Raw genomic sequence first — 21,811 nt, 5'->3', positions numbered from 1 at the left:
CGGCCTAAAATTCTTCCGCGGGGTGATGATTTTGAGTCATACCTGCGCAGCGAATGCTTTAGTCGCTAAATGCCGGACGGGAGACGCTAAGAGCGATTCTAGTGTGTTACTTCGTATACGGTCTGAGCAATACCAGCTTCGTAGTGAGATGGACCCCCTGCCTTCGCAGGGGCAGAGTCCGGCTTCGCAGGAGTGACAAGTAAGGGTAAGTGGAGGTCTCGCCATCGAGTCATCCCTGCGCAGGCAGGGATCCATGTGAGCGCAGCGAATGCTTTAGTCGCTAAATGCCGGACGGGAGACGCTAAGAGCGATTCTAGCGTGTTACTTCGTATACGGTCTGAGCAATGCTAGCTTCGTAGTGAGATGGACTCCTGCCTTCGCAGGAGTGACGGTTAATTTAGTTTGGAGTGTTTGCCCTCGAGCTTGCGCGAGGGTCGCGGTTTATTTTGTTTGGCGTGCTTTCCGTCGTTCTCGCGGAGACGCATTTCCTTCCCGTGTAACCACCGTTAAGTCATCCTGCACAGGGTGACAAGCTAAATTTACTTCGCCATCCCTAGACGTGGATCACGAGCTGAATTTCACTTGTCATCCCTGCGTAGGCAGGGATCCATGTCAGCGCAGCGAATGTCCATCAGTGCGAGACATCAGACGCTCCGCTTTTTTGGACTTATTTATCGCAAAATCCCCGATCACCTTGCCAAACCCCCGCAGCCGAGGCTAAATAGGGTGTAAATTGCAGTAATCATAATGAAGGGGATACTACGGCGATGAAATTAGTCAGTGCGGTTATTAAGCCGTTTAAATTAGATGATGTCCGTGCCGCTTTGTCGGAAATTGGCGTGCAGGGTGTTACGGTAACTGAAGTTAAAGGCTTCGGTCGTCAAAAAGGCCATACCGAGCTGTATCGCGGCGCAGAATACGTTGTCGATTTCCTACCTAAGGTTAAGTTAGAAATTGCTGTGACCGACGATCAGGTAGAGAAAGTCATTGATACCGTCACCAAGGCCGCTTGTACCGGGAAAATTGGCGACGGTAAAATATTCGTCACCTCTCTTGAGCAAGTTATCCGAATTCGTACCGGTGAGACTGGCGAAGACGCGATCTAAATCACGTTTTATATGAGCAAGTTAAAGGCGGCTTTTTAGCCGCCTTTTTTGTGCCCATAAAATAACTTTCTTTAGCTCAAAATATATTAGTTGTCCGAGCCGCTAAGAACAAAACAGCCTAATCCGACGCTTGTCAGCTAGGGGATGAAAACAGTATAAAGCGCACTATAAACGCGGGTTTCTTGTTTCCGGGAGGAGTTCGTATGGGGTCGCGTAGTCGTAGTACAGATAGTCAAGTTTCTAACCCAAGCTTTATACCCAGCCAAACCGTGCATGATCGTATGCGGGACCAGCTGTCTAAAGATGTTCAAGATTTTTTGGCGCGAGGCGGCGAGATAAAACATCTTGAACCGCATATGCGCAGTAATCTTAACGACATCGACACGGACTCAGATACCTTCTGACGCCGGCGTTGACTAGCGCGGGCTGGCATTCAGCTGTTTAATTAAGCGTGGTAAGTCGCGCCAGTCATCAAAGTGTAGGTCGGCCAGTGGGTGTGGTTCCGGCGCGTGTTCTATAAGCCGCGCTTGAATGGCATGCATGCCGACGGCTTTTGCCCCCGCGATGTCGTCATTGGTATTGTCGCCGATATGAATACTCTCGTGGGGGAGGCATTCAGCCTGTCTTAATGCTTCCAAAAACAGCGGCGCTGCGGGCTTGGCTGCGCCCACTTGCTCAGCTCGAAAATGGGAGTGAAAGTGCCGACTAATCGGCAGACGGCTGAGATCGGCATTGCCATTGGTTAGGCTAATAAGCAGAAAATCTTGGCTTAATTCGGCAAGTACCTTGGCGCAGTGTTCAAATAGCTGCACGTTCTGGCGGGCGTGATAAAAAACGTCGAAGGCCGCCGCCGCTAATTCTCGGCTTTGGCCGCCATAGCCAGATTCAATTAAGGCCTGGTTTAAACTGTCTACCCGCCATTGCGAAATATGGTGCTCTAGACCAGGGTTGGCGCTTAAGTACTGCAGACGGTGCTCACGCAGCGCCTTGGGGCTGAATTTGGCCGTTAGCGCCGGCGCTGCGGCTTGCAGATGTAAATAAAATGCCTGCTCAGCCCTGGCGATGGTGGGGGCGGTGTGCCAAAGGGTGTCGTCTAGATCAAAGCTCAATAGTTTAATCTTGCTCATTGTTCACCTTGCGTGTTGCCCGAGGGTGGGCTTTGTCATAGACCTGAGCCAAATGCTGGAAATCCAAATGGGTATAGACCTGGGTTGTCGACAGATTGGCGTGGCCGAGTAGTTCTTGTACACCACGTAAATCGCTGCTGGACTCAAGCAAATGGCTGGCAAAGGAATGACGCAGCATATGTGGATGAACATGGGCGGGTAGACCTTGCTGCGTGGCGCGAAAACGCAGGCGCTGCTGTATTGCGCGATGACCGAGGCGCTTGCCGCGTTGGCCAAGAAATAGCGCCTGATCGGGGGCAAGACTGTCGCGACTTGTGAGCCACCGCCGTAGCGCCGTAATCGCAATACGACCAATAGGCAGGGTTCGGGTTTTATTGCCCTTGCCTGTTACCGTGACTAAGGCGTCATTTAAATCTAAATCGCTTACATTGAGGTCGGCCAATTCAGCAAGGCGCAGGCCTGAAGAATAAAACAACTCCATCATGGCGCGGTCGCGAATATCAATGGGCTCATCGCCTTCAAACTCCAAGAGCTGCTTAATCATATCGACGTCGAGGGTTTTAGGTAGCCGCTGCGGGCGTTTGGGCGCGCTAATGCCAAGCGCCGGATTGTGAATAGCACCGCGGTGACGCATTCGATAGCGGTAGAGGCTGCGCAGGGCCGAAAGCAGGCGCTGAATACTCACTGCGGCTGCGCTGGCACTGCGGCGCTGCCCGATGAAATGACGAATGTGGGCACTGTCTGCTGCGTCGACTGAGGCCAAATTCTGTTGCTCGCAGAACACCACGAAGTTTGCAAGATCATTGCGATAGGCACTGAGGGTATGCGGTGACAGCCGCCGGGCGGTGGCCAGATAGTCCAAGAAATCCTCGAGTTCGTGCTGAATATTCATGCTAGGCGCCGCAAAGTTAGAGTGCTCAGCTTAAGCACTGCCCTCCGTGGGAGCAAGCTTCGCAGTGCACTTAGTTGTGGCGAATTTATTTTTAACCGGCACTACTTTTATTTAGGGCGAATATGTTACAACTAAGTTCTCGCTAAATATAAAAAGAGATCAATACGCATGTCGCAAACCATTTTGCCGCCGGTTAAACAATCACCGCCGTGGTGGCTCACCCTGCCAGAGGATTTCTACTGCCAGTCTGACGGCACTGAGCTCGATGGGGAATACCCGCTCAAGGTTTATGGCACGGCGATAATGGATCGCATGATGCGCACCGGTTTAGGCGTTATGATTTCTGGTGCGTTGTTGCCTCAATTCTTGATAGGCGAGGGCATGGCTCGCGAGCGGGAACACATGAATTTTTACGCTGGCTTGGCGGAATCTCGCGAGGTCGACGATGTGTTTATACCGCCGCCAAAGGTGAATGTTGAAACCCATAAAATTGGCCGTTTTAGCTACAAACCTAAAAATATCCCGGCGGTTGAGCTGCGTTTTACTAGTCCGTTTACTCCGCTGAACCCAGACCTCACTGACAGTTACTTGAGTTATAAGCGCAACCGAACCGCCTCGGCGCAGTATTGGAGTCATCCAGACGGTCCGCGTCCAACCTTAATATTTGTGCACGGCGTGGTGGAGAGTTCCTACGCTTTTAACAGTTTGTTCTTTTCGCTGAGTTCGTTTTACAACAATGGCTACGACATATTGTTGATGATCCAGCCGTTTCACGGTTCTCGCGCCGAGCCGTGTCATCCGTTTAGTGGTTATGGCCTCTTTGCCGGCGGCTTTTCTCAGTTAAATGAAGGCATGCTCCAAGCTGTGTCTGATGCGCGGGTGTTTATAGAGTACTTATTTGAGCGCGGCGCGCCCCATGTCGGAATTAGCGGTCTTAGTTTGGGCGGTTATCTGAGTTCAATAATGGCGGTTGTTGAACCCCGCTTGGCATTTTGTATACCAAACTCGCCGTTAGTCTCTCCAGTCGATACCGTACGCAGCTGGCAGCCAACGGGTGCCTTAATGGACTTGATTGGCAAGCGCACCGGTTTAACGCCAATGGATCTGCGTCGTGGCTTGGCAATACACAGCCCGCTAAGTTACCAGCCCAAGCTTGATCCAGAGCGGGTCATGATTATTGGTGGTGCTGGCGACCGCTTTACCCCACCGCGTTTTGTGCGCTTACTCCACGCCCACTGGCCGGAATCCCATTTGCACTGGTTTCCGGGTAATCACCTTGTGCACTTAGGGCAGAGTGAGTACTTGAAGTTAATGCAGCTGTTTATGGATAGACATTGTCAGGCAGTGACGATGGATGCGGGAGATATTTGACGGGAGACCATGAACGCTAGGGCGACGAATTCTTGCTACGGAGTCATTCCTGGGAAGGCCGGGGTTCATATTAGCGCAGCGCATGCCTTCGCTAGCTAAGGCTTTGATCGATGCCATAAAAAGGCGGTTGTGGCGATGCGTTCTGCGCCGTGACTGAGGGATCTCGACTTCGCAAAGACATGGACCCCTGCCTTCGCAGGGGTGATAAATAAAAAAGCGCAGGGGGGAGGGTTGATTTAGTTTGGCGTGTTTTGCCGCCAACCGTGTTCGGGAGTGACGAGCTAAATTTACTTTGCCATCCTTACACGTGAGTCACGAGCTGAATTCACTTCGTCATACCTGCGTAGGCCGGGATTCATATTAGCGCAGCGCATGCCTTCGCTAGCTAAGGCTTTGATCGATGCCATAAAAAGGCGGTTGTGGCGATGCGTTCTGCGCCGTGACTGAGGGATCTCGACCCCGCAAAGACATGGACCCCTGCCTTCGCAGGGGTGACAAATAAAAAAGCGCAGGGGTGACGGTTGATTTAGTTTAGCGTGTTTTGCCGCCAACCGTGCTCGGGAGTGACAAGCTGAATTTACTTTGCCATCCCTACACGTGAGTCACGAGCTGAATTCACTTCGTCATCCCTGCGCAGGCAGGGATCCATGTGAGTGTAACCCCTCTGACCGGTCGTACAGCGCAGCGAATGCCGTCTGGTTTTAGCGTCTCCCATCTCTCGTCAAGCATCTCGCTGCTAAAGAAACGGGCCCTTCATCAGTTTAGGCAGGCAGCGATTCACCACCTCGGCAATGTATTCCAGAAACAGTGTGCCCATGCTGGATTTAAAATGCTGGGGGTTTTTGCTGGCAATCGCAATCACGCCGTCGATATTGCCGGCCTGAACCGGCATTAAGGCGGCTGAGCCAATGTGGTCGGCATGTTGGCCAAACAAAAAACTCAATTCTTCGGGGCGGAGTACACCGCAAATTGCCTTTTTACCCCGCAGCAAGCTGCCAATTTGTTGCTGGGCCTGCTCGGGGCTAACGACGCGAAGTACGCTGCTGCCAACCCGGTTGGGGTCGGCAAATAAGATCAAGCTGGCGTAGTCGATGTCGTCGAAGTCGCTAACTAAGTTGCGGCAGAGATTGTTACTTAACTCTTCGGCGCGCTTTGACTCTATTAAGGTCAAAATAAGATTTTTACTGCGCTCAAATAGTTCGTCGTTGCGGGTCGCATTCTCGAGTAATTTGCTGAGTCGGCTGCGCATATCCATATTGCGCTCGCGCAAAATTTCAACCTGGCGCTCGGCCAAGTTAACGACTTTGCCGGTTTGGTGGGTCAGCTTTAATTCAGACAATATGTCTTCGTTGTTGAGAAAGAAGCCGGGGTGGTTGCGTAAATAACGGGCAACTTCACTCTCACTGGGTAGACCATCTTTTTTGGGGGGTGCACTGTCCACAGGCGATCCTATATTTGTATCTGGCCTTCGAAAACGGTCGTGGCGGGGCCTGTCATAATAACGGGCTGGCCCGCGCCTTGCCACTCTATACTCAAACTACCACCGGGCAGGTGCACGGTAACTTCGGGGTTTAGCTTGCCTTGCACAATACCGCTAACCACGGCGGCGCAGGCGCCGGTACCGCAGGCGAGGGTTTCACCCACGCCGCGCTCAAACACCCTCAGCTTAATGGTGTCGCGGTCGACAACTTGCATAAAGCCGACGTTGACCCGCTGCGGGAAGCGCGAATGCTGCTCGGCAATGGGGCCGACTTCGGCCACCGGCGCGGTGTCGACATCGGCAACGGGCAGAATGACGTGGGGATTGCCCATGGAAACCGCGCCAACCCGCCACTCGACCCCATTTACCGCTAGGGGGTAGTCCGCCGCTTGGTTTTCTGCTGTAAAGGGGATGCGTTTGGGGTCGAGTACCGGGGCGCCCATATCAACGCGCACGTGGCGGTTTTCGGTTATCTCAAGCTCGATGATTCCCGCGAGGGTCTCTACCTTAATTCGCTCTTTGCCGGTAAGGCGTTTGTCGCGGATATAGCGGGCAAAACAGCGCGCACCGTTGCCGCACTGCTCAACTTCACTGCCTTCAGCATTGTAGATACGATAGCGAAAATCGACGTCGGGCTGGGTGGGGATTTCCACGGCCAGCACTTGGTCGCAACCAATCCCAAAATGCCGGTCGGCAATTTTGCGGATATGGTGCGGCTTGAGCTTAAAGCGCTGGGTGATGAGGTCGATAACGACAAAATCATTACCCAGGCCATGCATTTTGGTAAAACGTAACTGCATCGCAAAACCCTGTGGTGCGCCTCACCGGTGGCGCGGTTAACGATGCGGGCGGGTTGCTTAGTCGAGGGTGCGGTCCAGTGCAGCCGCAGTGCGGCTATAGGATCTTGCGCCCTCAGGGCAACACAGCTTCACCACGCATCAGGTCGGTGACAGTTTCGCGGGCGCGAATAAGGTGACATTGATCGCCGTCTACCATCACTTCCGCCGCGCGTCCTCGGCTATTGTAATTGGAACTCATGGTAAATCCATAGGCACCGCTAGACGCCAGCGCGAGTAAGTCGCCCTCAGCAATGCGTAATTCGCGGTCTTTGGCAAGAAAGTCACCGGTTTCGCAGACGGGCCCAACAAAGTCGTATGTACGTAAAACGCCCTCATTGCGGGGTTTTACTGCCAATAACTCCATCCAGGCCTCGTACAAAGACGGCCGGATCATGTCGTTCATGGCGGCGTCGATAATCGCGAAATTTTTATGCTCATTTAACTTTAAATATTCAACCGTGGTCAGCAACACGCCCGCATTGGCGGTTATCGAACGCCCTGGTTCAAACATCAAGGTTACTTTGCGCTCGCCCAAACGAGCGCGTATCGCAGCGATATATTCGCCAGTAAGCGGTGCGACTTCATCGCGATAGCGAACCCCCAGACCACCGCCTAAATCGAGGTGAGAAATGGTGATGTCCATCGTCGCCAGGGTGTCGACTAGGCTGAGCACGCGGTCGAGGGCGTCAAGGAATGGACTGGTATCGATCAGCTGTGAGCCAATATGGCAGTCCACCCCTTTGATGGTGATATTGCTCAGACTCGCGGCGCGGCGATACACCTCGGGGGCCCGCGCGATATCGATGCCAAATTTATTGTCTTTCAGACCGGTTGAAATATAGGGGTGGGTTTTGGCATCCACATCGGGGTTTACCCGAATGGAAATGGGGGCGCTAACGCCCATGTCAGTGGCGACCTGGTTAAGACGCTCCAGCTCCGCTTCTGATTCCACATTAAAGCAGTGAATACCCACTTCTAAGGCTCGGCGCATTTCAGCGGCGGTTTTGCCCACGCCAGAAAAAACAATACGCTCGGCTTTGCCACCCGCTGCCAGCACTCGCTCTAGCTCACCAACGGAGACAATATCAAAACCCGCACCGAGTCGCGCCAAGACATTGAGTACCGCAATATTGGAATTGGCTTTAACTGCGTAGCAAACCAAGTGATCTTGGCCTGCCAATGCCGCGGTGTATTCAGTAAAACGTTGCTCTAAATACGCGCGGGAATACACATAGCAAGGGCTGCCGAACTGCTGAGCAATACTGCTGAGGGCAACGGACTCGGCGTGAAGCTCGCCGTTAATATACTGAAAAGGCGTCATGAAAGCGTTCTCTACTTAGACTGCGCGCTGGCATTGGCTGGGGCGTCATTTTTTTCAGGTAGCACCAGCGGGCCAGTTTGCCCGCAGGCGGCGATTAAAAAGCCAAGGCAAAGCACGGCAATACGAAAAATGGCCACGGTGTCATCCTCAAAGTTGACTGAGGCGCGCATTATACCTAGGGCGTGAATGAATAACACACCAGCGAATTGGCGGACGGTGGCCATAAGCTGGCCGAGCTTAGTATACTGCCGCCAACCAGCCGCGATCAGGAAGCCAGGCCCAATATGAATGAAGTAGAGTTTAACGACAATATCGACGAACTGTATGTTGCTATCGAAGACGCCGTCGATGAACTAGAGGCTGACGTAGACTGTGAAATTAGCGGCGGCGTACTCACCCTAAAAGCGCCGGATGGCAGCGCGATGATCTTTAGCCGCCAAAGCGCCAGCCGCGAATTGTGGCTGGCGGCACGGTCAGGTGGATTTCACTACAGCTGGGTTGACGGGCAGTGGTACTGCCAGCGCACCGAGCAAAGCCTGGCCCAGATGTTAGCGGAAATAGGTCTAGAACAAATAGGCGAAGAATTGGTTCTGGGGTGAACCTGAAGCCAAAATCATTCGCTGCGCTCACATGGATCCCTGCCTACGCAGGGATGACTAAATAAATTTAGCTCGCCACCCCTTGCGGAAGCACGACGGCAAACACTCCGAACTAAATTAACCGTCACTCCTGCGAAGGCAGGAGTCCATTGCTGCAACGGAGTTCGGACATAGACGCTGCCTCAATAAGCATTCGCTGCGCTCACATGGATACCTTCCTGCGAAGGTATGACGACAAGCCCCCCAACAAAATCAACCGTAATCCTCGCGGAAGCACGACGGCAAACACGCCAAACTAAATCAACCGTCACTCCTGCGGAGCCGGACTCTGCCCCTGCGAAGGCAGGGGGCATCTCACTACGAAGCTGGTATTGCTCAGAGCGCGCACGAAGTAACACGCGAGAATCGGCTTTAGCGTCTCCCGTTCAGCATCTAGCCCCAGACGTTGAACCGTAAGCTCACTGCGACAATACCGAGGTATTCAGCATTTCTTCAATATGTTGCTTATAGCGCAGGTAAACACTGGTTTGCTGTGGTGGCAGGCTGCTGAGGTTTATCGCGTCGAGTTGATAATGGGTGGGGCGAGTTTGTTGCAGCAGTAATTGGCTGGCAAGCTGGTCAAATAATGCGGGGCCCGCTTTGTCATAGCTGAAGTGCTGGTCTCGGTAGCGCATATCAAACACTAAACGCCCCTTACTGTCGGTTTTAGCGATGGCTTCAAGTTGCACGCGAGTATCGCTAGCTGGCTTGCTCGCCATTAATTTACTTAGGTCTAATGCCTGGCTGCGCCAGCGATTGTCCTGTTGGTGGAGTTCAAAGAGGCAAAATTGATGTTTGCCTGCTTGCTCCGTGCGACAGCGCTGTAAGAATAGAACAAGTGGCAGCAAAAGCTGGTTGGCATTGCTGAAGGCTGCGGTGGTGTAGTGCAGGGAGCCACGCTCATCGCGCACAAAGAGGTCGGCGAAGTCGTCGCGGCGATGAAAAAACACATAGCAATCTGGGGTTGTGGCGGTATCTACTATGCTTGCTAGCGCGGAGTTTGGCGCGCAATACCGATCCATTAATATTGGGCTGAAGGTGGTTTGCCCCCGTCCCAGACACTGGATTAGCGTTGAGTAGCTATGGGCGTGAACGCTGCGTAATTCATCGTTTTCAGTTTGTAATATATGGAAGCCATTACTCAGTTTAATAATGACGCGTTTATTTTTGGGTTGAGTATAAAACGCGCGGTGTAATAAACGCGGTAGGTGTCGAACGCGTTTGCGTAGTTTTTGTTCCGGGTCATTAAAGCACAGGGCGTCGATTATAGGTGCTTCACTGGCTTTAGAGGCCGCCAGCATTAACTGCTGATAAATCCGAAAGGTGTCAATAATGGCTTCTTGCCCGGCAAAAACAAGCGACGAGACCTCCCCCCAGCTATTAATAACCACAATTTCAGTATGAGTGATTGGGTAACTGCTATTGTGTTTGGCGAGTCCGGCGGCGCCGAGTGAGCTAAGCGCGCCCTGACCTAAATTAATATACAGCAGCATCGCTTCTGGTACTTTGGGGCGATTAAAGGCTTCGTGTTTATGGGGATCTGCTGCATAGGCCTTGCGGGGAAGGTGGCCGCTTAAATGGCTGGCCATTTCCCTTAGGTCATTTTCAGATACACCGTCCTGTCGCGCATTGAGCCGTAACTGCGTGTAGTCATTAATGAGGCCATTACAAAAGCACCAACATAATAGCCCGCTGAGGTGCTCGTGTTCTTGCAAAATGGCGTCGTGCTCAAAGTCGTGGCGGGCGCTGGTACTCACTGCCCAGCGTCGTTGCTCGCCGAACCCCAAGGTGCGAAAGAATAATTGCTCTTCGGATACGTCGGGGGCAATGCCTGGGTTTAGCCACTCCACTTTATTGCGCTTGCGTTCAAAGGCCGCGTAGAGCTTGCGACCGAGCAGGGTCATTTCTTGCGACTTAATCAGGGCCGGACTATTACTCTGCTGAGCAAAATCCTGCAAAAAGCGGTAGCTATTGGTGAGTTCGGCAACTAAGAAACGATGCTCCTCCCGCACCCGGCGAATTTTCCAGCGGCTGCGGGTATCTAAGTTCAGGAGTTGCTCTGGAGGCCATTGCCACTGCGCAATGAGCGTCTCGAGCAATTTCCGCCGCCAAGGCGCTGCGCTGCCAGCGGTCTGTGAAAGGCGAATACCGACCTTAAAATAAAAAGCGCGGCGAATTAGCTCAAGGCGATCAAATTCATTGCGCGAGCTTAAATACTCGGCCAAGCGCCGGTAAACCATTATATAGGGGTCAAAGTCGTCGCTACTGACCTCGCCATGGTAAATAGCTTCTTTTAAGTCAATACACAGTGGTACGACATTCGGAAAATCGCGGGCGTAGGCTTCGGTCAGCAATAGTTTTAGTGCCGCCTTATAGGGCGAGCTAATGGCTTTGTAAAGCTGCCAAACCCCTGCGCCAATAAACTCGCCGGCAGGGATGTCGGAAACCCCGCCAAAATCAATAGACTCGTCAGGCCCAACAAAGCCTTGGGCGTGCAGTAACGCGGTGTATTCCTGGTAATTTACCTCTTCGCTGGGGGGCACCAACCACCATATCGGGTAGCGACCAGCCACCAGCAAGGCACTGCGATAAAACTCGTCTAGTAATAAATAATGTTGGCTGGTGCCTGCGGCTTCGGCGCTAAGTCGGTCACGTTGGCCGCGACGAAACTGCTCGCTGTCCATCAAGAAAAAATGAATGTCTAAACCGAGGCTGCGGGCCCAATCTGAAATGGCAGCCGCTTTATTGTACAAGCGCTGTAAGCCGAGTTCGTCAATGCTGTTGTGATGACAGAGCCATACGTCGAGGTCGGAGTCTTCAGCCTGAGCGACCGTGCCGCATGAGCCCATTAAAAACACACTGTGGATTAGCGGCGCTGCTTGTTCGTCGTGACGGTATTGCACACTGCGCGCAATATTGCTGCGCACCCGCTCCAGCGTTAACTCGTCGGGCGTGTAGCCGTCGATACCACAGGGGGTGTTAGCGCTTTTATAGCCGGGCAGTATGGGGTGATTGATATGAATCAGCAGCGGCAATAAGTCTAAGAATATTTGCTGACGGGGCAAGAGTGCCGTGCGGGTGCGCAATAAGCGCTCATGATTGAGCTTGGTAAATCGTTCGCGCACCTGTTTTAACGCGGCGTGACTAATGCCGCGGTCAAACAGAGGGTGGCTGATCGATTTTTCCGTCATACAGGGCCTGTTAGTGCAGGATTAAATTTCGTCTGCCTACTGTAGCCGCATTCGCCGCTTGCTGTCATGCCTTGGGCTGGCTAGCTGGTGATTGGCGATTAAGCTTACGAATAAGCAAATGCCCTTGCGCATTCACTGTCGCCTGCCAACCTTCGGCGAGCCAGGTAGTGGCCACGGTTTCGCTAATGAGCGCGGGGCCTAAAATCCTTTGCCCGCTGGCCAGCTCATCGCGGACATAACGCGGGGTGGCGCAGTAAGCCTTGGCGATAAAAACAGGGCAATGGTCGATTGCGTGACCCAATGGACGCGGCGCTAAGTTCGGCAGGGGCGGGATCGACGTGGTGGCGCGCAGGGCTTGGCGAATATTAACGAGCTGCACTGGCAGCGTTAGCCTATGCCCGTAACGCTGTTCGTGGGCGTGGTGAAAGGCCTCTTCTAGGGCCGTAAGCGAAGCCTGCCAAGGTAGATTTAAAGTATAGGACTGCCCGCTGTAGCACAGATCGACACTGGGCTGTTCAGTGATCTCTGCGTCGTCAATGCCTTCGCTTTGCAATTGCGCGCGGCCAGTGAGCGCCAAATTATGTAAATGCCCCAACACGGCGTCGCTACTAACTGCCGCAAGCTTGGTATTGAGTGTGCGAGATAATTGCCGCTCTTTAGGCGCTAGCAGCATGCCTAAGGCAGAAAATACACCGCCGTAATTGGGCACAATAATCTCGGTGCAGCCCAAGGCTTCGGCGAGTGCGCACACGTGTAAACCGCCGGCGCCGCCAAAACAGCAGAGACTAAACTCGGCGGGGTCATAGCCGCGCTGCACAGAGATAACCCGCAGTGCACGGATCATATGCTCGTTGGCAATGGCGATAATTCCCGCTGCAGCCTCTTCAATACTCAAGTGTAACTGCTGCGCGAGCGCATCGACGGCGCTGCGGGCGGCGTTGATATCAAGTGGCATCGCGCCGCCGAGCTTGGCACTCGCGGGCAGGCGGCCTAGCACCATATTGGCATCGGTGACCGTGGCCTTGCGTCCGCCTTTGTTATAACAGGCGGGGCCGGGGTCGGCGCCCGCCGACTCAGGGCCCACCCGCAGCATGCCGCCCTCATCAACATAGGCAATGGAGCCACCGCCAGCGCCGATGGTATGCATATCCACCATGGGAACCGCGACAGGGTAAGGGCCAATTTTGCCTTCGTTAGTGAGTTTTATCTCGCCATGGATCAAGGCCACATCGCTGGATGTGCCCCCCATGTCAAAGCTCATCAAGCGAGGGCGCGGCAAACTATCGGCGAGATGCTTTACCGCAGCCAAGCCCCCAGCAGGGCCTGATAAAAGCAAATTTACCGCCCGCTGACCGGCGTTGGCGGCGTCGGTGGTACCGCCGGAAGATTGCATAATTGACAGTGGCGTGGTCTTTAACTCCGCCTGCAAACGGCCAAGATAGCTGGCCACCTTGGGGCCAAGCCAGGCATTTAACCACGTCGCCATGCCCCGCTCATACTCCTTGTATTCAGGCAAAACCTGCGATGAGCGCGACACAAACACAGCCTCTGGCATGGCCTCGGCAATGGCCTTTTCAAAGCGATCATCTATAAACGAGAATAATAAATTGATCGCCACTGCGTCGGGCTTGAGTGTTCGTATCTGCTCTTGCAGCGCGGCGATGTCATTTGTGGTGAGATCGTCGATAAGCCTGCCGTCGGCACCAATACGCCCACCGGTTTCTAAACATAAGTTCGCGGGTACTGGTTCGAGTTTTGGTGCAGGGCGGAGATCATATAGGGCCGAACGGGTTTGTCGGCCAATGGTGAGCATATCGCCAAAACCGCGATTCGTAATAAACGCCGTGCGCACCCCCTTGCCTTCCAACGCGGCATTGGTGGCAACGGTTGAACCGTGCACTACAACTAAATGGCCAACGGCAATGAGCTCCGTCAGGCCCAGCGCGCGAATTCCCGTTAAAATGGCCTGCTCGGGGTGATCTGGGGTAGACAGACACTTATAACTGCGAACCTGCTGCTCATAAAACAACACAAAATCGGTAAACGTACCGCCAGTGTCCACACCAAGATAAGCAATGTGAGGGGCTAGTGACATACGTGCGCGCCATAAAGAATTTGGCGTATTGTCGCCAGTAATACCGGGGATGTCATGTTGTTTAAAGCATTCGCTGCGCTCATATGGATCCCTGCCTTCGCAGGGATGACGGCAAATACGCCATAATCTTCCACGCGTCGCTCCTGCGCAGGGATGGCGAAAAATACGCCATACTCTTCCACGCGTCACTCCTGCGCAGGGATGGCGAAAAATACGCCAAGCTAATCCAATCGTCACTCCTGCGAAGCCGGACTCTGCCCCTGCGAAGGCAGGGGGTCCATTGCTGCAACGTTAGACGCTACCGCAATGGGCGTTCGCTACGCCCACACGGACTCTAGCCTACGCAGGGATGACGGCAAATACGCCATACTCTTCCAATCGTCACTCCTGCGAAGGGATGGCGAAAAATACGCCAAGCTAATCTAATCGTCACTCCTGCGAAGGCAGGAGTCCATTGCTGCAACGGAGTTCGGACTTAGACGCTACCGCAATAAGCATTCGCTACGCCTGCACGGACTCTAGCCTACGCAGGGACAAATTAAATTCTAAATCACCATAGATGTGAAAGCCGGACGTTAATACAGAACTAAACTGCCGTCACTCCTGCGAAGCCGGACTCTGCCCCTGCGAAGGCAGGGGGTCCATCTCTGTAACGGAGTCCGAGCATAGATACTAGCGCAACAAGGCATTCGCTGCCCTCGTAAAGATGGCTGCAAATATGCCAAGCTAATTCACTCGTCACTCCGACTGACGCAGTCGTGGTGCCTACTACGTTGCATAAGTTACAATTCAGCTCACGCCTTACAGCTCACATTGAGGTTCCAAACCCCCGTGCCCGAACTACCCGAAGTCGAAACCGTTAAGCGCGGTATAGCCCCGCATTTAATCGGTCGCGTATTCAGCGACGTTATTATTCGCGACCATCGTTTGCGCTGGCCGGTCGACCTGGAACTTGCCAATCACTTGTGCGGCCAAGAGGTTCTATCCGTCGAGCGTCGAGCCAAATATCTATTAATCCGCCTACCCACCGGTTACCTAGTTATCCACTTGGGCATGTCGGGTCGCTTGTATTTTGTCGATGCTAATACCCCAGTGGCAAAACACGATCACCTCGATTGGCGCTTGGACGACGGCAAGATTCTGCGTTATACCGACCCCCGCCGATTTGGCGCCGTTGTTTGGGTTGAGGGTGAGAATGTCGCGAGTCATAAATTATTGGCCAAACTCGGTCCCGAACCACTGAGCGACAATTTTAATCCGGCCTATCTATTTAAGCGCTCCCGCAAACGCATCGTGCCAATAAAAAGTTTTCTAATGGATGCCCATGTAGTCGTGGGGGTTGGTAATATCTATGCAAATGAAGCGCTCTACATGGCAGGCATTAGCCCCACAAGAGAGGCCGGTAGTATCAGCCTAGCCCGCTATACTCGTCTGGTAGACGAGATTAAAAGCGTGCTCGACAAAGCCATAACCCAGGGCGGCACAACGCTCAAAGACTTTGTTGGCGGGGATGGTAAACCTGGCTACTTTAAGCAAGAGCTGCAAGTCTATGGTCGCGGCGGTCAACCCTGCTGGGGCTGCATGAAGGAATTGAGCGAGATCCGCATTGCTCAGCGCACAACGGTGTTCTGTCGACGCTGTCAGAAGTAAGCATCAACCGTCACTCCTGCAAAAATCGGACGTTAATAGACAATTAAACTGCCGTCACTCCTGCGAAGGCAGGAGTCTATTCCTGTGACGGAGTTTGGGCTTAGACGTTGGCGCCATAAGGCATTCGCTACGCTCATATGGATCCCTGCCTGCGCAGGGAAGACGTTAAGGGAATTGCCGTCCTTGCCTGAGCAATAATGACGGCAACTGCGCCAGACTAAATCAACCGTCACTCCTGCGAAGGCAGGCGTTAATAGAGAATTAAACTGCTGTCACTCCTGCGGAGGCAGGAGTCTATTCCTGTGACGGAGCTTGGGCTTAGACGTTGGCGCCATAAGGCATTCGCTACGCTCACATGGATCCCTGCCTGCGCAGGGATGACTTGGTGGGTGCTGCGAGATCCGCATTGCTCAGCGCACAACCGTGTTCTGTCGACGCTGTCAGAAGTAAGCTAAATCAACCGCCACTCCTGCACAGGGATGACTCACACTCTGAATCGTCATTTCAGTGAAGGCTGAACGTTAATAGAAAATTAAACTGCCGTCACCCGCACGAAGGCCTAGCGCCAATCACTCCAGCCAACTGTCACTCCTGCGAAGCCGGACTCTGCCCCTGCGAAGGCAGGGGGTCCACCCCAGCAACGGAGTTCGGGCTTAAACGTTAGCGCGATACGGCATTCGCTACGCTCATATGGATCCCTGCCTGCGCAGGGAAGACGTTAAGGGAATTGCCGTCCTTGCCGGAGCAATAATGACGGCAACTGCGCTCGACTAATCAACCGTCACTCCCGCGAAAGTCGGACGTTAATAGAGAATTAAACTGCTGTCACTCCTGCGGAGGCAGGAGTCCATCCCAGCAACGGAGTTCGGGCTTAGACGTTAGCGGGATAAGGCATTCGCTGCGCTCACATGGATCCCTGCCTGCGCAGGGAAGACGTCTAGGGAATTGCCGTCCTTGCCTGAGCAATGATGACGGCAACTGCGCCAGACTAAATCAACCGTCACTCCTGCAAAAATCGGACGTTAATAGACAATTAAACTGTCGTCACTCCTGCGGAGGCAGGAGTCCATCCCAGCAACGGAGTTCGGGCTTAGACGTTGGCGCCATAAGGCATTCGCTACGCTCATATGGATCCCTGCCTGCGCAGAGATGACTTGGTGGGTGCTGCGAGATTAGGGCATGGATCGTCTCGGCCTGCGCAAGTATGACCGCAACCACACCAAGCTAAACCAACTGTCACTCCTGCGAAGCCGGACTCTGCCCCTGCGAAGGCAGGGGGTCCATCCCAGCAACGGAGCCGATACTATATTAGCTGGGAATACTAATACCCGAGTGCCTGCCCCTCGCGCCGAGGGTCCGCCGCGCCTTTCAGCCCTGATTCTTTAATCAGAATACCGTGCAGTCCACTCGTTTGATCGCTTTCTTTAATCGGATGCCCGCGCTTTTGTAATTGTTTAATAACATCACGATCAAACCGGCCAGCCTCCAGCTCCACAAGGTCTCCCATCGCAATGATATGCCCGCTGGCAATAGCCGTATCAATAGCGTCACCTTGGCCGAGCACGCGGTAAAGGCTGCCCGCAACATAGTCAATAATGCGCGCGCCACCTGGCGAGCCTATTGCCAGAACCGGGCTGCCATCTCTAAACACAATAATGGGTGACATTGACGAACGCGGCCGCTTTCCAGCTTGAATACGATTCGCAATTTTGCTGCCGTCTTTCTCAGTCGGGCTAAAAGAGAAGTCGCTGAGTTGGTTGTTCAGCAAAAAGCCACCCACAAACACCCGCGAACCAAAGGCGGTTTCTATGCTCGTGGTCATGCTTAAAACATTGCCGTCGGCGTCGACAATGCTGAAATGGCTGGTGGAGGGTAATTCTGGTGACGAACTGTCAACAAGCGCTGGGGCGCCGACGGGCTTACCGGCTGCGACGTTAGCCAAGCGGCGATTTGCATTAATCTGAGCCGCACGGGATTTTAAATAGTGGCGCTCGACCAGTCCAGCGGTTGGCACCGTCACAAAATCGGGGTCGGCAATATAGCGATTGCGATCAGCAAAGGCGAGTCGAGAGGCCTCGATAAACGTATGGATAAAATCGACTCCCCGCAAGGCGCCGCGCTGCCGCTCAACGGCCTCGATCATGCCTAAAATGGCCAGTACTGTCGTTCCTCCCGATGAGGGTGGGGGGGCACCGCAAACTTGGTATTCTCGATAAGGCGCGCACACCGCAGGTCGTTGAATAGCATGGTAATTAGCTAAATCGCTGAGGCTGAGGCTACCTGCGCGGTTGGGATCATTCGCCACTGCGGCGACCATATTCTTAGCAATATCACCGTGGTAAAAAGCTTTGCCGCCATCCTGCGCTAGCTTTCTTAGCGTCGCCGCGTAAGCCGGATTTTGTAAAAGGCTGCCAACGGTCTTTGGCTTTCCATCGGCATTAAAAAAGTAGCTACTGATTGCTGGATTCACCGCGACCTTTGGCATCTCTTTTAACAAGGTGTGAAGGCGGGGAGAGATAACAAAACCGGTGTCGGCCAATTCAATAGCGGGTGTAAATAACGTTGACCACGGCAGCTTACCAAATTGGCGATGTGCGGCATCCAACATTGCCACCACCCCTGGAACGCCAACCGAATGACCGCCAATAACCGCCTCGAAGAAACCCATCGCACTGCCGTCAGCGTGCAGAAAGTGGCGTTCGTTTACCGCCTGTGGCGCGGTTTCCCTGCCATCCCAACTACTGAGCTGTTTGCGTTGCGCATCCCAAAACAGCATAAACGCACCACCGCCAATGCCCGACGATTGCGGCTCTACTAAGCCCAATACCAACTGCGCGGCAATTCCCGCGTCTACAGCTGAGCCGCCTTGGGCAAGTATCTTTTGCGCTGCCTTAGTGGCGTAAGGATTTGCTGTTACTGCCATCGCCGATTTGACCGTAACAGCAGGGCTTTTATTAAACCCACTAGCCGCCTCAGGCACAATTGTTGGGTCGCTTGCGTAGCTCGCATAACTGATCAAAAGTAAAAATGAAAAACGAAGCAATTGCTGGGTAGTAAACATAAACGTAATCACGTAGTAAAAGCGGTAAATTAGCTTGCCACGTGGCGCGATGAATCGCAAAGCCTAGCTAAAGCAATCGCTACGCTCACATGGATCCCTGCCTGCGCAGGGATGACAAAATAAAATTATGAAGTTGAGCTTTCAGTCACCCCTGCGGAGGCAGGGGTCCATCTCAGCAACGGAGCGCAAAGTTAACACTTCCGCCACAGACATTCGTTGCGCTCAAATGGATACCTTCCTGCGAAGGTATGACGAAATGCCCTAAACACAAACGTTCCGTCACTCCTGCGAAGCCGGACTCTGCCCCTGCGAAGGCAGGAGTCCATCTCTGCCGCGAAGTTTGGGCATAGACGTTGGCGACATAAGGCAATCGCTACGCTCATATGGATCCCTGCCTGCGCAGGGATGACAAAATAAAATTATGACGTTGGGCTTTCAGTCACCCCTGCGGAGGCAGGGGTCCATCTCAGCAACGGAGCGCAAAGTTAACACTTCCGCCACAGACATTCGCTGCGCTCAAATGGATACCTTCCTTCGAAGGTATGACGAAATGCCCTAAACACAAACGTTCCGTTACTCCTGCGAAGCCGGACTCTGCCCCTGCGAAGGCAGGAGTCCATCTCTGCCGCGAAGTTTGGGCATAGACGTTGGCGACATAAGGCATTCACTACGCTCATATGGATCCCTGCCTACGTAGGGATGACAAAACAAAATTATGAAGTTGAGCTTTCAGTCACCCCTGCGGAGGCAGGGGTCCATCTCAGCAACGGAGCGCAAAGTTAACACTTCCGCCACAGACATTCGCTACGCTCACATGGATCCCTGCCTGCGCAGGGATGACAAAATAAAATTATGAAGTTGAGCTTTCAGTCACCCCTGCGGAGGCAGGGGTCCATCTCAGCAACGGAGCGCAAAGTTAACACTTCCACCACAGACATTCGCTGCGCTCAAATGGATACCTTCCTGCGAAGGTATGACGAAATGCCCTAAACACAAACCAACCGTCACTCCGGCTTATAACACCGCCTCAAAACAGCTCAGGGTAAAGATCTTGCCATTTGGGATTTTTTTCTTCTATGAGGCGAACTTTCCATGCACGTTTCCAACGTTTGAGCTGCTTTTCGCGGGCAAGAGCAGCGTACATTTCTTGGTGCAACTCAATGTAGACCAAGCGGTGAACTGAGTAGCGTTGACTAAAGCCCGCGACCAAGTCTGCCTTGTGCTGGTAAATTCGAGCAACAAGATTGCTTGTTACGCCGATATAGAGGGTGCCGTGCGGCTTACTGGCGAGTATGTATACACAGGGTTGTTTCATTGGCGGCCGTCCTTGGCTGCAAATTGTGTTTTGTTTTACCCAGCGGCAACTAATTTCTCATGCTTCACCATTAATTGCTCCTTGGTCTCGATAAATGCCGGGTCAAGGGGGAATGCAATCCACAGGACAAACCTGCTGGCACTCAGGCTCACAGACGTCACAGTTAATGTGTTCATCGGTGAATCAGTGCCATTACACGTTCACTTGCGGGGTGGAAAGCGCGCGTTGAGTGCTTTACTCACATTGTCGGGGACAAAGCGCGAGACTTCGCCGCCCATACTGGCGATTTCTCTGAGCAGTGACGACGACACATACGACAGCGACTCGCCTGGCGTTAAAAACACAGTCTCTATACCAGGCGCCAGAGAACGGTTCATATTGGCTAGCTGTAATTCATACTCATAATCTGCCACGGTACGAACGCCGCGCAGAATAATGCTACAGTTTTGCGCCTTAGCCAGCTCCACCGTTAAGCCTGTAAAACTGCATACTTCAATATTGGGTACATGGGCCAAGGCCTCGGCACACAAATCCATGCGTTCTTTAAGCGGAAACATGGGCACCTTCTTCTCGCTGTTGGCGACGGCAAGCACAACCGTGTCAAACAACTTACAAGCCCGCTCAACTAAATCGATATGGCCACGAGTAATGGGGTCGAACGTGCCGGGATATATAATACGTTTCATAGCTCACCGAATATGCGTGCGGCAGATAATTCGGGCAATTGGCTTTTAAAGTTGCATTGCGCCGAAGGCGTAGCGGAATTTTAACGCATTACACCGGCGGTTCATAACCCCATGAGTAGTTGGGAGGATAAGGCATTCCCTACGCTCATATGGATCCCTGCCTGCGCAGGGATGGCGGAAAATACACCAAGCCAAACCAACCGTCACTCCTGCGAAGGCAGGAGTCCATCTCTGCAACGAAGTTTGGGCTTAGACATTGGCGCCATAAGGCATTCGCTGCTCACATGGATCCCTGCCTGCGCAGGGATGACAAAATAAATTCAGCTCGCGACCCCCGCGCAAGCATGACGGCATAGCACGCCACACTAAATCAACTGTCACTCCTGCGAAGGCAGGAGTCCATCTCTGCTACGAAGCTGGTATTTCCCAGACAGCACACAAAATAAAACGCGAGAATCGGCTTTAGCGTCTTCCGTCTTCCGTCTTCCGTCTTGTGTTTAGCGCCAAAATCATTCGCTACGCTGACATGGATCCCTGCCTGCGCAGGGATGACTTAAATATAAATCGTTGTTGCGGCGAAGGCTTGAACGTCAAGAGAGAATTAAACTGCCGTCATCCCTACGAAGGCATAGCGGCTACCACACCAAACCAACTGTCACTCCTGCGAAGGCAGGAGTCCATCTCTGCAACGAAGTTTGGGCTTAGACGTTGGCACTATAGAGCATTCGCTGCGCTCACATGGATCCCTGCCTGCGCAGGGATGACTTAAATATAAATCGTTGTTGCGGCGAAGGCTTGAACGTCAAGAGAGAATTAAACTGCCGTCACTTCTACGACGGCATAGCGGCTACCACACCAAACCAACTGTCACTCCTGCGAAGGCAGGGGTCCATCTCTGCAACGAAGTTTGGGCTTAGACGTTGGCACTATAGAGCATTCGCTACGCTCACATGGATCCCTGCCTGCGAAGGTCGGACACCGCCCCTGCGAAGGCAGGGGGTCCATCTCTGCAACGAATTAGGTGTTAAGTACCGGCGCC

General features: G+C 53.2%; 17 protein-coding genes and 1 pseudogene. 6 read left to right on the top strand and 12 right to left on the bottom strand.

Going from position 1 to position 21,811, the window contains the following annotated elements:
• The first annotated feature begins 767 nt into the window (after window positions 1-767).
• Together glnK and HNQ57_RS10015 are read left to right on the top strand one after the other, a co-directional pair.
• Window positions 768-1,106: a P-II family nitrogen regulator gene (gene glnK, locus HNQ57_RS10020; protein ID WP_008253411.1), complete on the top strand. Its 339-nt coding sequence runs from the start codon at window positions 768-770 to the stop codon at window positions 1,104-1,106.
• Between the two features lie 203 nt (window positions 1,107-1,309).
• A complete protein-coding gene (locus HNQ57_RS10015) occupies window positions 1,310-1,510 on the top strand; it encodes a hypothetical protein (protein WP_184462584.1) in 201 nt (66 codons plus the stop codon).
• A gap of 12 nt (window positions 1,511-1,522) precedes the next feature.
• Here the strand turns inward: HNQ57_RS10015 and HNQ57_RS10010 are convergent, their stop codons facing one another.
• Entirely contained in the window at window positions 1,523-2,233 is a 711-nt protein-coding gene (locus tag HNQ57_RS10010) for an HAD family hydrolase (RefSeq protein WP_184462583.1), read from the bottom strand.
• Window positions 2,220-3,125, bottom strand: coding sequence for a tyrosine recombinase XerC (xerC, locus tag HNQ57_RS10005; protein WP_184462582.1), 906 nt, complete (start codon window positions 3,123-3,125; stop codon window positions 2,220-2,222). Before xerC ends, HNQ57_RS10010 begins: the two co-directional genes overlap by 14 nt.
• A gap of 168 nt (window positions 3,126-3,293) precedes the next feature.
• Here xerC and HNQ57_RS10000 point away from each other — a divergent pair, with 168 nt between their 5' ends.
• Entirely contained in the window at window positions 3,294-4,496 is a 1,203-nt protein-coding gene (locus tag HNQ57_RS10000; RefSeq protein WP_184462581.1) for an alpha/beta hydrolase family protein, read from the top strand.
• 736 nt (window positions 4,497-5,232) lie between these two features.
• Here HNQ57_RS10000 and HNQ57_RS09995 read toward each other — a convergent pair.
• The 4 genes from HNQ57_RS09995 to lptM form a co-directional block, all read right to left on the bottom strand.
• Entirely contained in the window at window positions 5,233-5,937 is a 705-nt protein-coding gene (locus HNQ57_RS09995; protein WP_184462580.1) for a DUF484 family protein, read from the bottom strand.
• Between the two features lie 8 nt (window positions 5,938-5,945).
• On the bottom strand, window positions 5,946-6,776 hold the full coding sequence (gene dapF, locus HNQ57_RS09990) for a diaminopimelate epimerase (RefSeq protein WP_184462579.1): 831 nt from the start codon (window positions 6,774-6,776) through the stop codon (window positions 5,946-5,948).
• 112 nt (window positions 6,777-6,888) lie between these two features.
• On the bottom strand, window positions 6,889-8,136 hold the full coding sequence (gene lysA, locus HNQ57_RS09985; RefSeq protein WP_184462578.1) for a diaminopimelate decarboxylase: 1,248 nt from the start codon (window positions 8,134-8,136) through the stop codon (window positions 6,889-6,891).
• Between the two features lie 11 nt (window positions 8,137-8,147).
• Window positions 8,148-8,360 (bottom strand): LPS translocon maturation chaperone LptM, encoded by a 213-nt coding sequence (lptM, locus tag HNQ57_RS17710; protein WP_221301657.1) that lies wholly within the window; start codon window positions 8,358-8,360, stop codon window positions 8,148-8,150.
• 60 nt (window positions 8,361-8,420) lie between these two features.
• Here lptM and cyaY point away from each other — a divergent pair, with 60 nt between their 5' ends.
• On the top strand, window positions 8,421-8,735 hold the full coding sequence (cyaY, locus tag HNQ57_RS09975; RefSeq protein ID WP_008253420.1) for an iron donor protein CyaY: 315 nt from the start codon (window positions 8,421-8,423) through the stop codon (window positions 8,733-8,735).
• A gap of 458 nt (window positions 8,736-9,193) precedes the next feature.
• On the opposite strand, the gene HNQ57_RS09970 is transcribed toward cyaY, so the two are convergent.
• From HNQ57_RS09970 to HNQ57_RS09960, 3 genes are all read right to left on the bottom strand, one after another.
• Window positions 9,194-11,965 (bottom strand): class I adenylate cyclase, encoded by a 2,772-nt coding sequence (locus HNQ57_RS09970; RefSeq protein WP_184462577.1) that lies wholly within the window; start codon window positions 11,963-11,965, stop codon window positions 9,194-9,196.
• Window positions 11,966-12,029: 64 nt separating this feature from the next.
• The gene (locus HNQ57_RS09965; protein ID WP_184462576.1) at window positions 12,030-14,060 is read right to left on the bottom strand and encodes a hydantoinase/oxoprolinase family protein; all 2,031 of its coding nucleotides are present in this window, start codon (window positions 14,058-14,060) and stop codon (window positions 12,030-12,032) included.
• The gene (locus HNQ57_RS09960) at window positions 14,051-14,242 is read right to left on the bottom strand and encodes a hypothetical protein (RefSeq protein ID WP_184462575.1); all 192 of its coding nucleotides are present in this window, start codon (window positions 14,240-14,242) and stop codon (window positions 14,051-14,053) included. The genes HNQ57_RS09965 and HNQ57_RS09960 overlap by 10 nt, the downstream gene beginning before the upstream one ends.
• Window positions 14,243-14,891: 649 nt before the next feature.
• Here HNQ57_RS09960 and mutM point away from each other — a divergent pair.
• Both mutM and HNQ57_RS18235 read left to right on the top strand, forming a co-directional pair.
• On the top strand, window positions 14,892-15,710 hold the full coding sequence (gene mutM, locus HNQ57_RS09955) for a bifunctional DNA-formamidopyrimidine glycosylase/DNA-(apurinic or apyrimidinic site) lyase (protein ID WP_184462574.1): 819 nt from the start codon (window positions 14,892-14,894) through the stop codon (window positions 15,708-15,710).
• A gap of 396 nt (window positions 15,711-16,106) precedes the next feature.
• Window positions 16,107-16,160, top strand: a pseudogene (locus HNQ57_RS18235) (zinc finger domain-containing protein); the annotation flags it as partial.
• A gap of 871 nt (window positions 16,161-17,031) precedes the next feature.
• Here the strand turns inward: HNQ57_RS18235 and ggt are convergent.
• The 3 genes from ggt to coaD form a co-directional block, all read right to left on the bottom strand.
• A complete protein-coding gene (gene ggt, locus HNQ57_RS09945) occupies window positions 17,032-18,771 on the bottom strand; it encodes a gamma-glutamyltransferase (RefSeq protein ID WP_184462573.1) in 1,740 nt (579 codons plus the stop codon).
• 1,027 nt (window positions 18,772-19,798) lie between these two features.
• A complete protein-coding gene (locus HNQ57_RS09940) occupies window positions 19,799-20,086 on the bottom strand; it encodes a GIY-YIG nuclease family protein (protein WP_184462572.1) in 288 nt (95 codons plus the stop codon).
• A 200-nt stretch (window positions 20,087-20,286) separates the two neighbouring features.
• Window positions 20,287-20,772 carry a pantetheine-phosphate adenylyltransferase gene (gene coaD / locus HNQ57_RS09935; RefSeq protein ID WP_184462571.1) on the bottom strand — a complete coding sequence of 162 codons (486 nt, stop codon included), beginning with the start codon at window positions 20,770-20,772 and terminating at the stop codon, window positions 20,287-20,289.
• Between the last annotated feature and the right edge of the window lie 1,039 nt (window positions 20,773-21,811).

The sequence above is a fragment of the Zhongshania antarctica genome, from assembly GCF_014202945.1.
Lineage (GTDB): Bacteria > Pseudomonadota > Gammaproteobacteria > Pseudomonadales > Spongiibacteraceae > Spongiibacter > Spongiibacter antarcticus.
Note: the sequence above shows the minus strand (reverse complement) of the source record. Positions and strands in the feature narration are given on the sequence as shown.

Coding starts and splice junctions, on each gene's coding strand:
- cyaY (WP_008253420.1), top strand. CDS start 8,421: ATGAATGAAGTAGAGTTTAACGACAATATCGACGAACTGTATGTTGCT.
- HNQ57_RS10010 (WP_184462583.1), bottom strand. CDS start 2,233: ATGAGCAAGATTAAACTATTGAGCTTTGATCTAGACGACACCCTTTGG.
- xerC (WP_184462582.1), bottom strand. CDS start 3,125: ATGAATATTCAGCACGAACTCGAGGATTTCTTGGACTATCTGGCCACC.
- HNQ57_RS09970 (WP_184462577.1), bottom strand. CDS start 11,965: ATGACGGAAAAATCGATCAGCCACCCTCTGTTTGACCGCGGCATTAGT.
- coaD (WP_184462571.1), bottom strand. CDS start 20,772: ATGAAACGTATTATATATCCCGGCACGTTCGACCCCATTACTCGTGGC.
- dapF (WP_184462579.1), bottom strand. CDS start 6,776: ATGCAGTTACGTTTTACCAAAATGCATGGCCTGGGTAATGATTTTGTC.
- ggt (WP_184462573.1), bottom strand. CDS start 18,771: ATGTTTACTACCCAGCAATTGCTTCGTTTTTCATTTTTACTTTTGATC.
- lysA (WP_184462578.1), bottom strand. CDS start 8,136: ATGACGCCTTTTCAGTATATTAACGGCGAGCTTCACGCCGAGTCCGTT.
- glnK (WP_008253411.1), top strand. CDS start 768: ATGAAATTAGTCAGTGCGGTTATTAAGCCGTTTAAATTAGATGATGTC.
- HNQ57_RS09940 (WP_184462572.1), bottom strand. CDS start 20,086: ATGAAACAACCCTGTGTATACATACTCGCCAGTAAGCCGCACGGCACC.
- HNQ57_RS09965 (WP_184462576.1), bottom strand. CDS start 14,060: ATGTCACTAGCCCCTCACATTGCTTATCTTGGTGTGGACACTGGCGGT.
- HNQ57_RS10000 (WP_184462581.1), top strand. CDS start 3,294: ATGTCGCAAACCATTTTGCCGCCGGTTAAACAATCACCGCCGTGGTGG.
- lptM (WP_221301657.1), bottom strand. CDS start 8,360: ATGGCCACCGTCCGCCAATTCGCTGGTGTGTTATTCATTCACGCCCTA.
- HNQ57_RS10015 (WP_184462584.1), top strand. CDS start 1,310: ATGGGGTCGCGTAGTCGTAGTACAGATAGTCAAGTTTCTAACCCAAGC.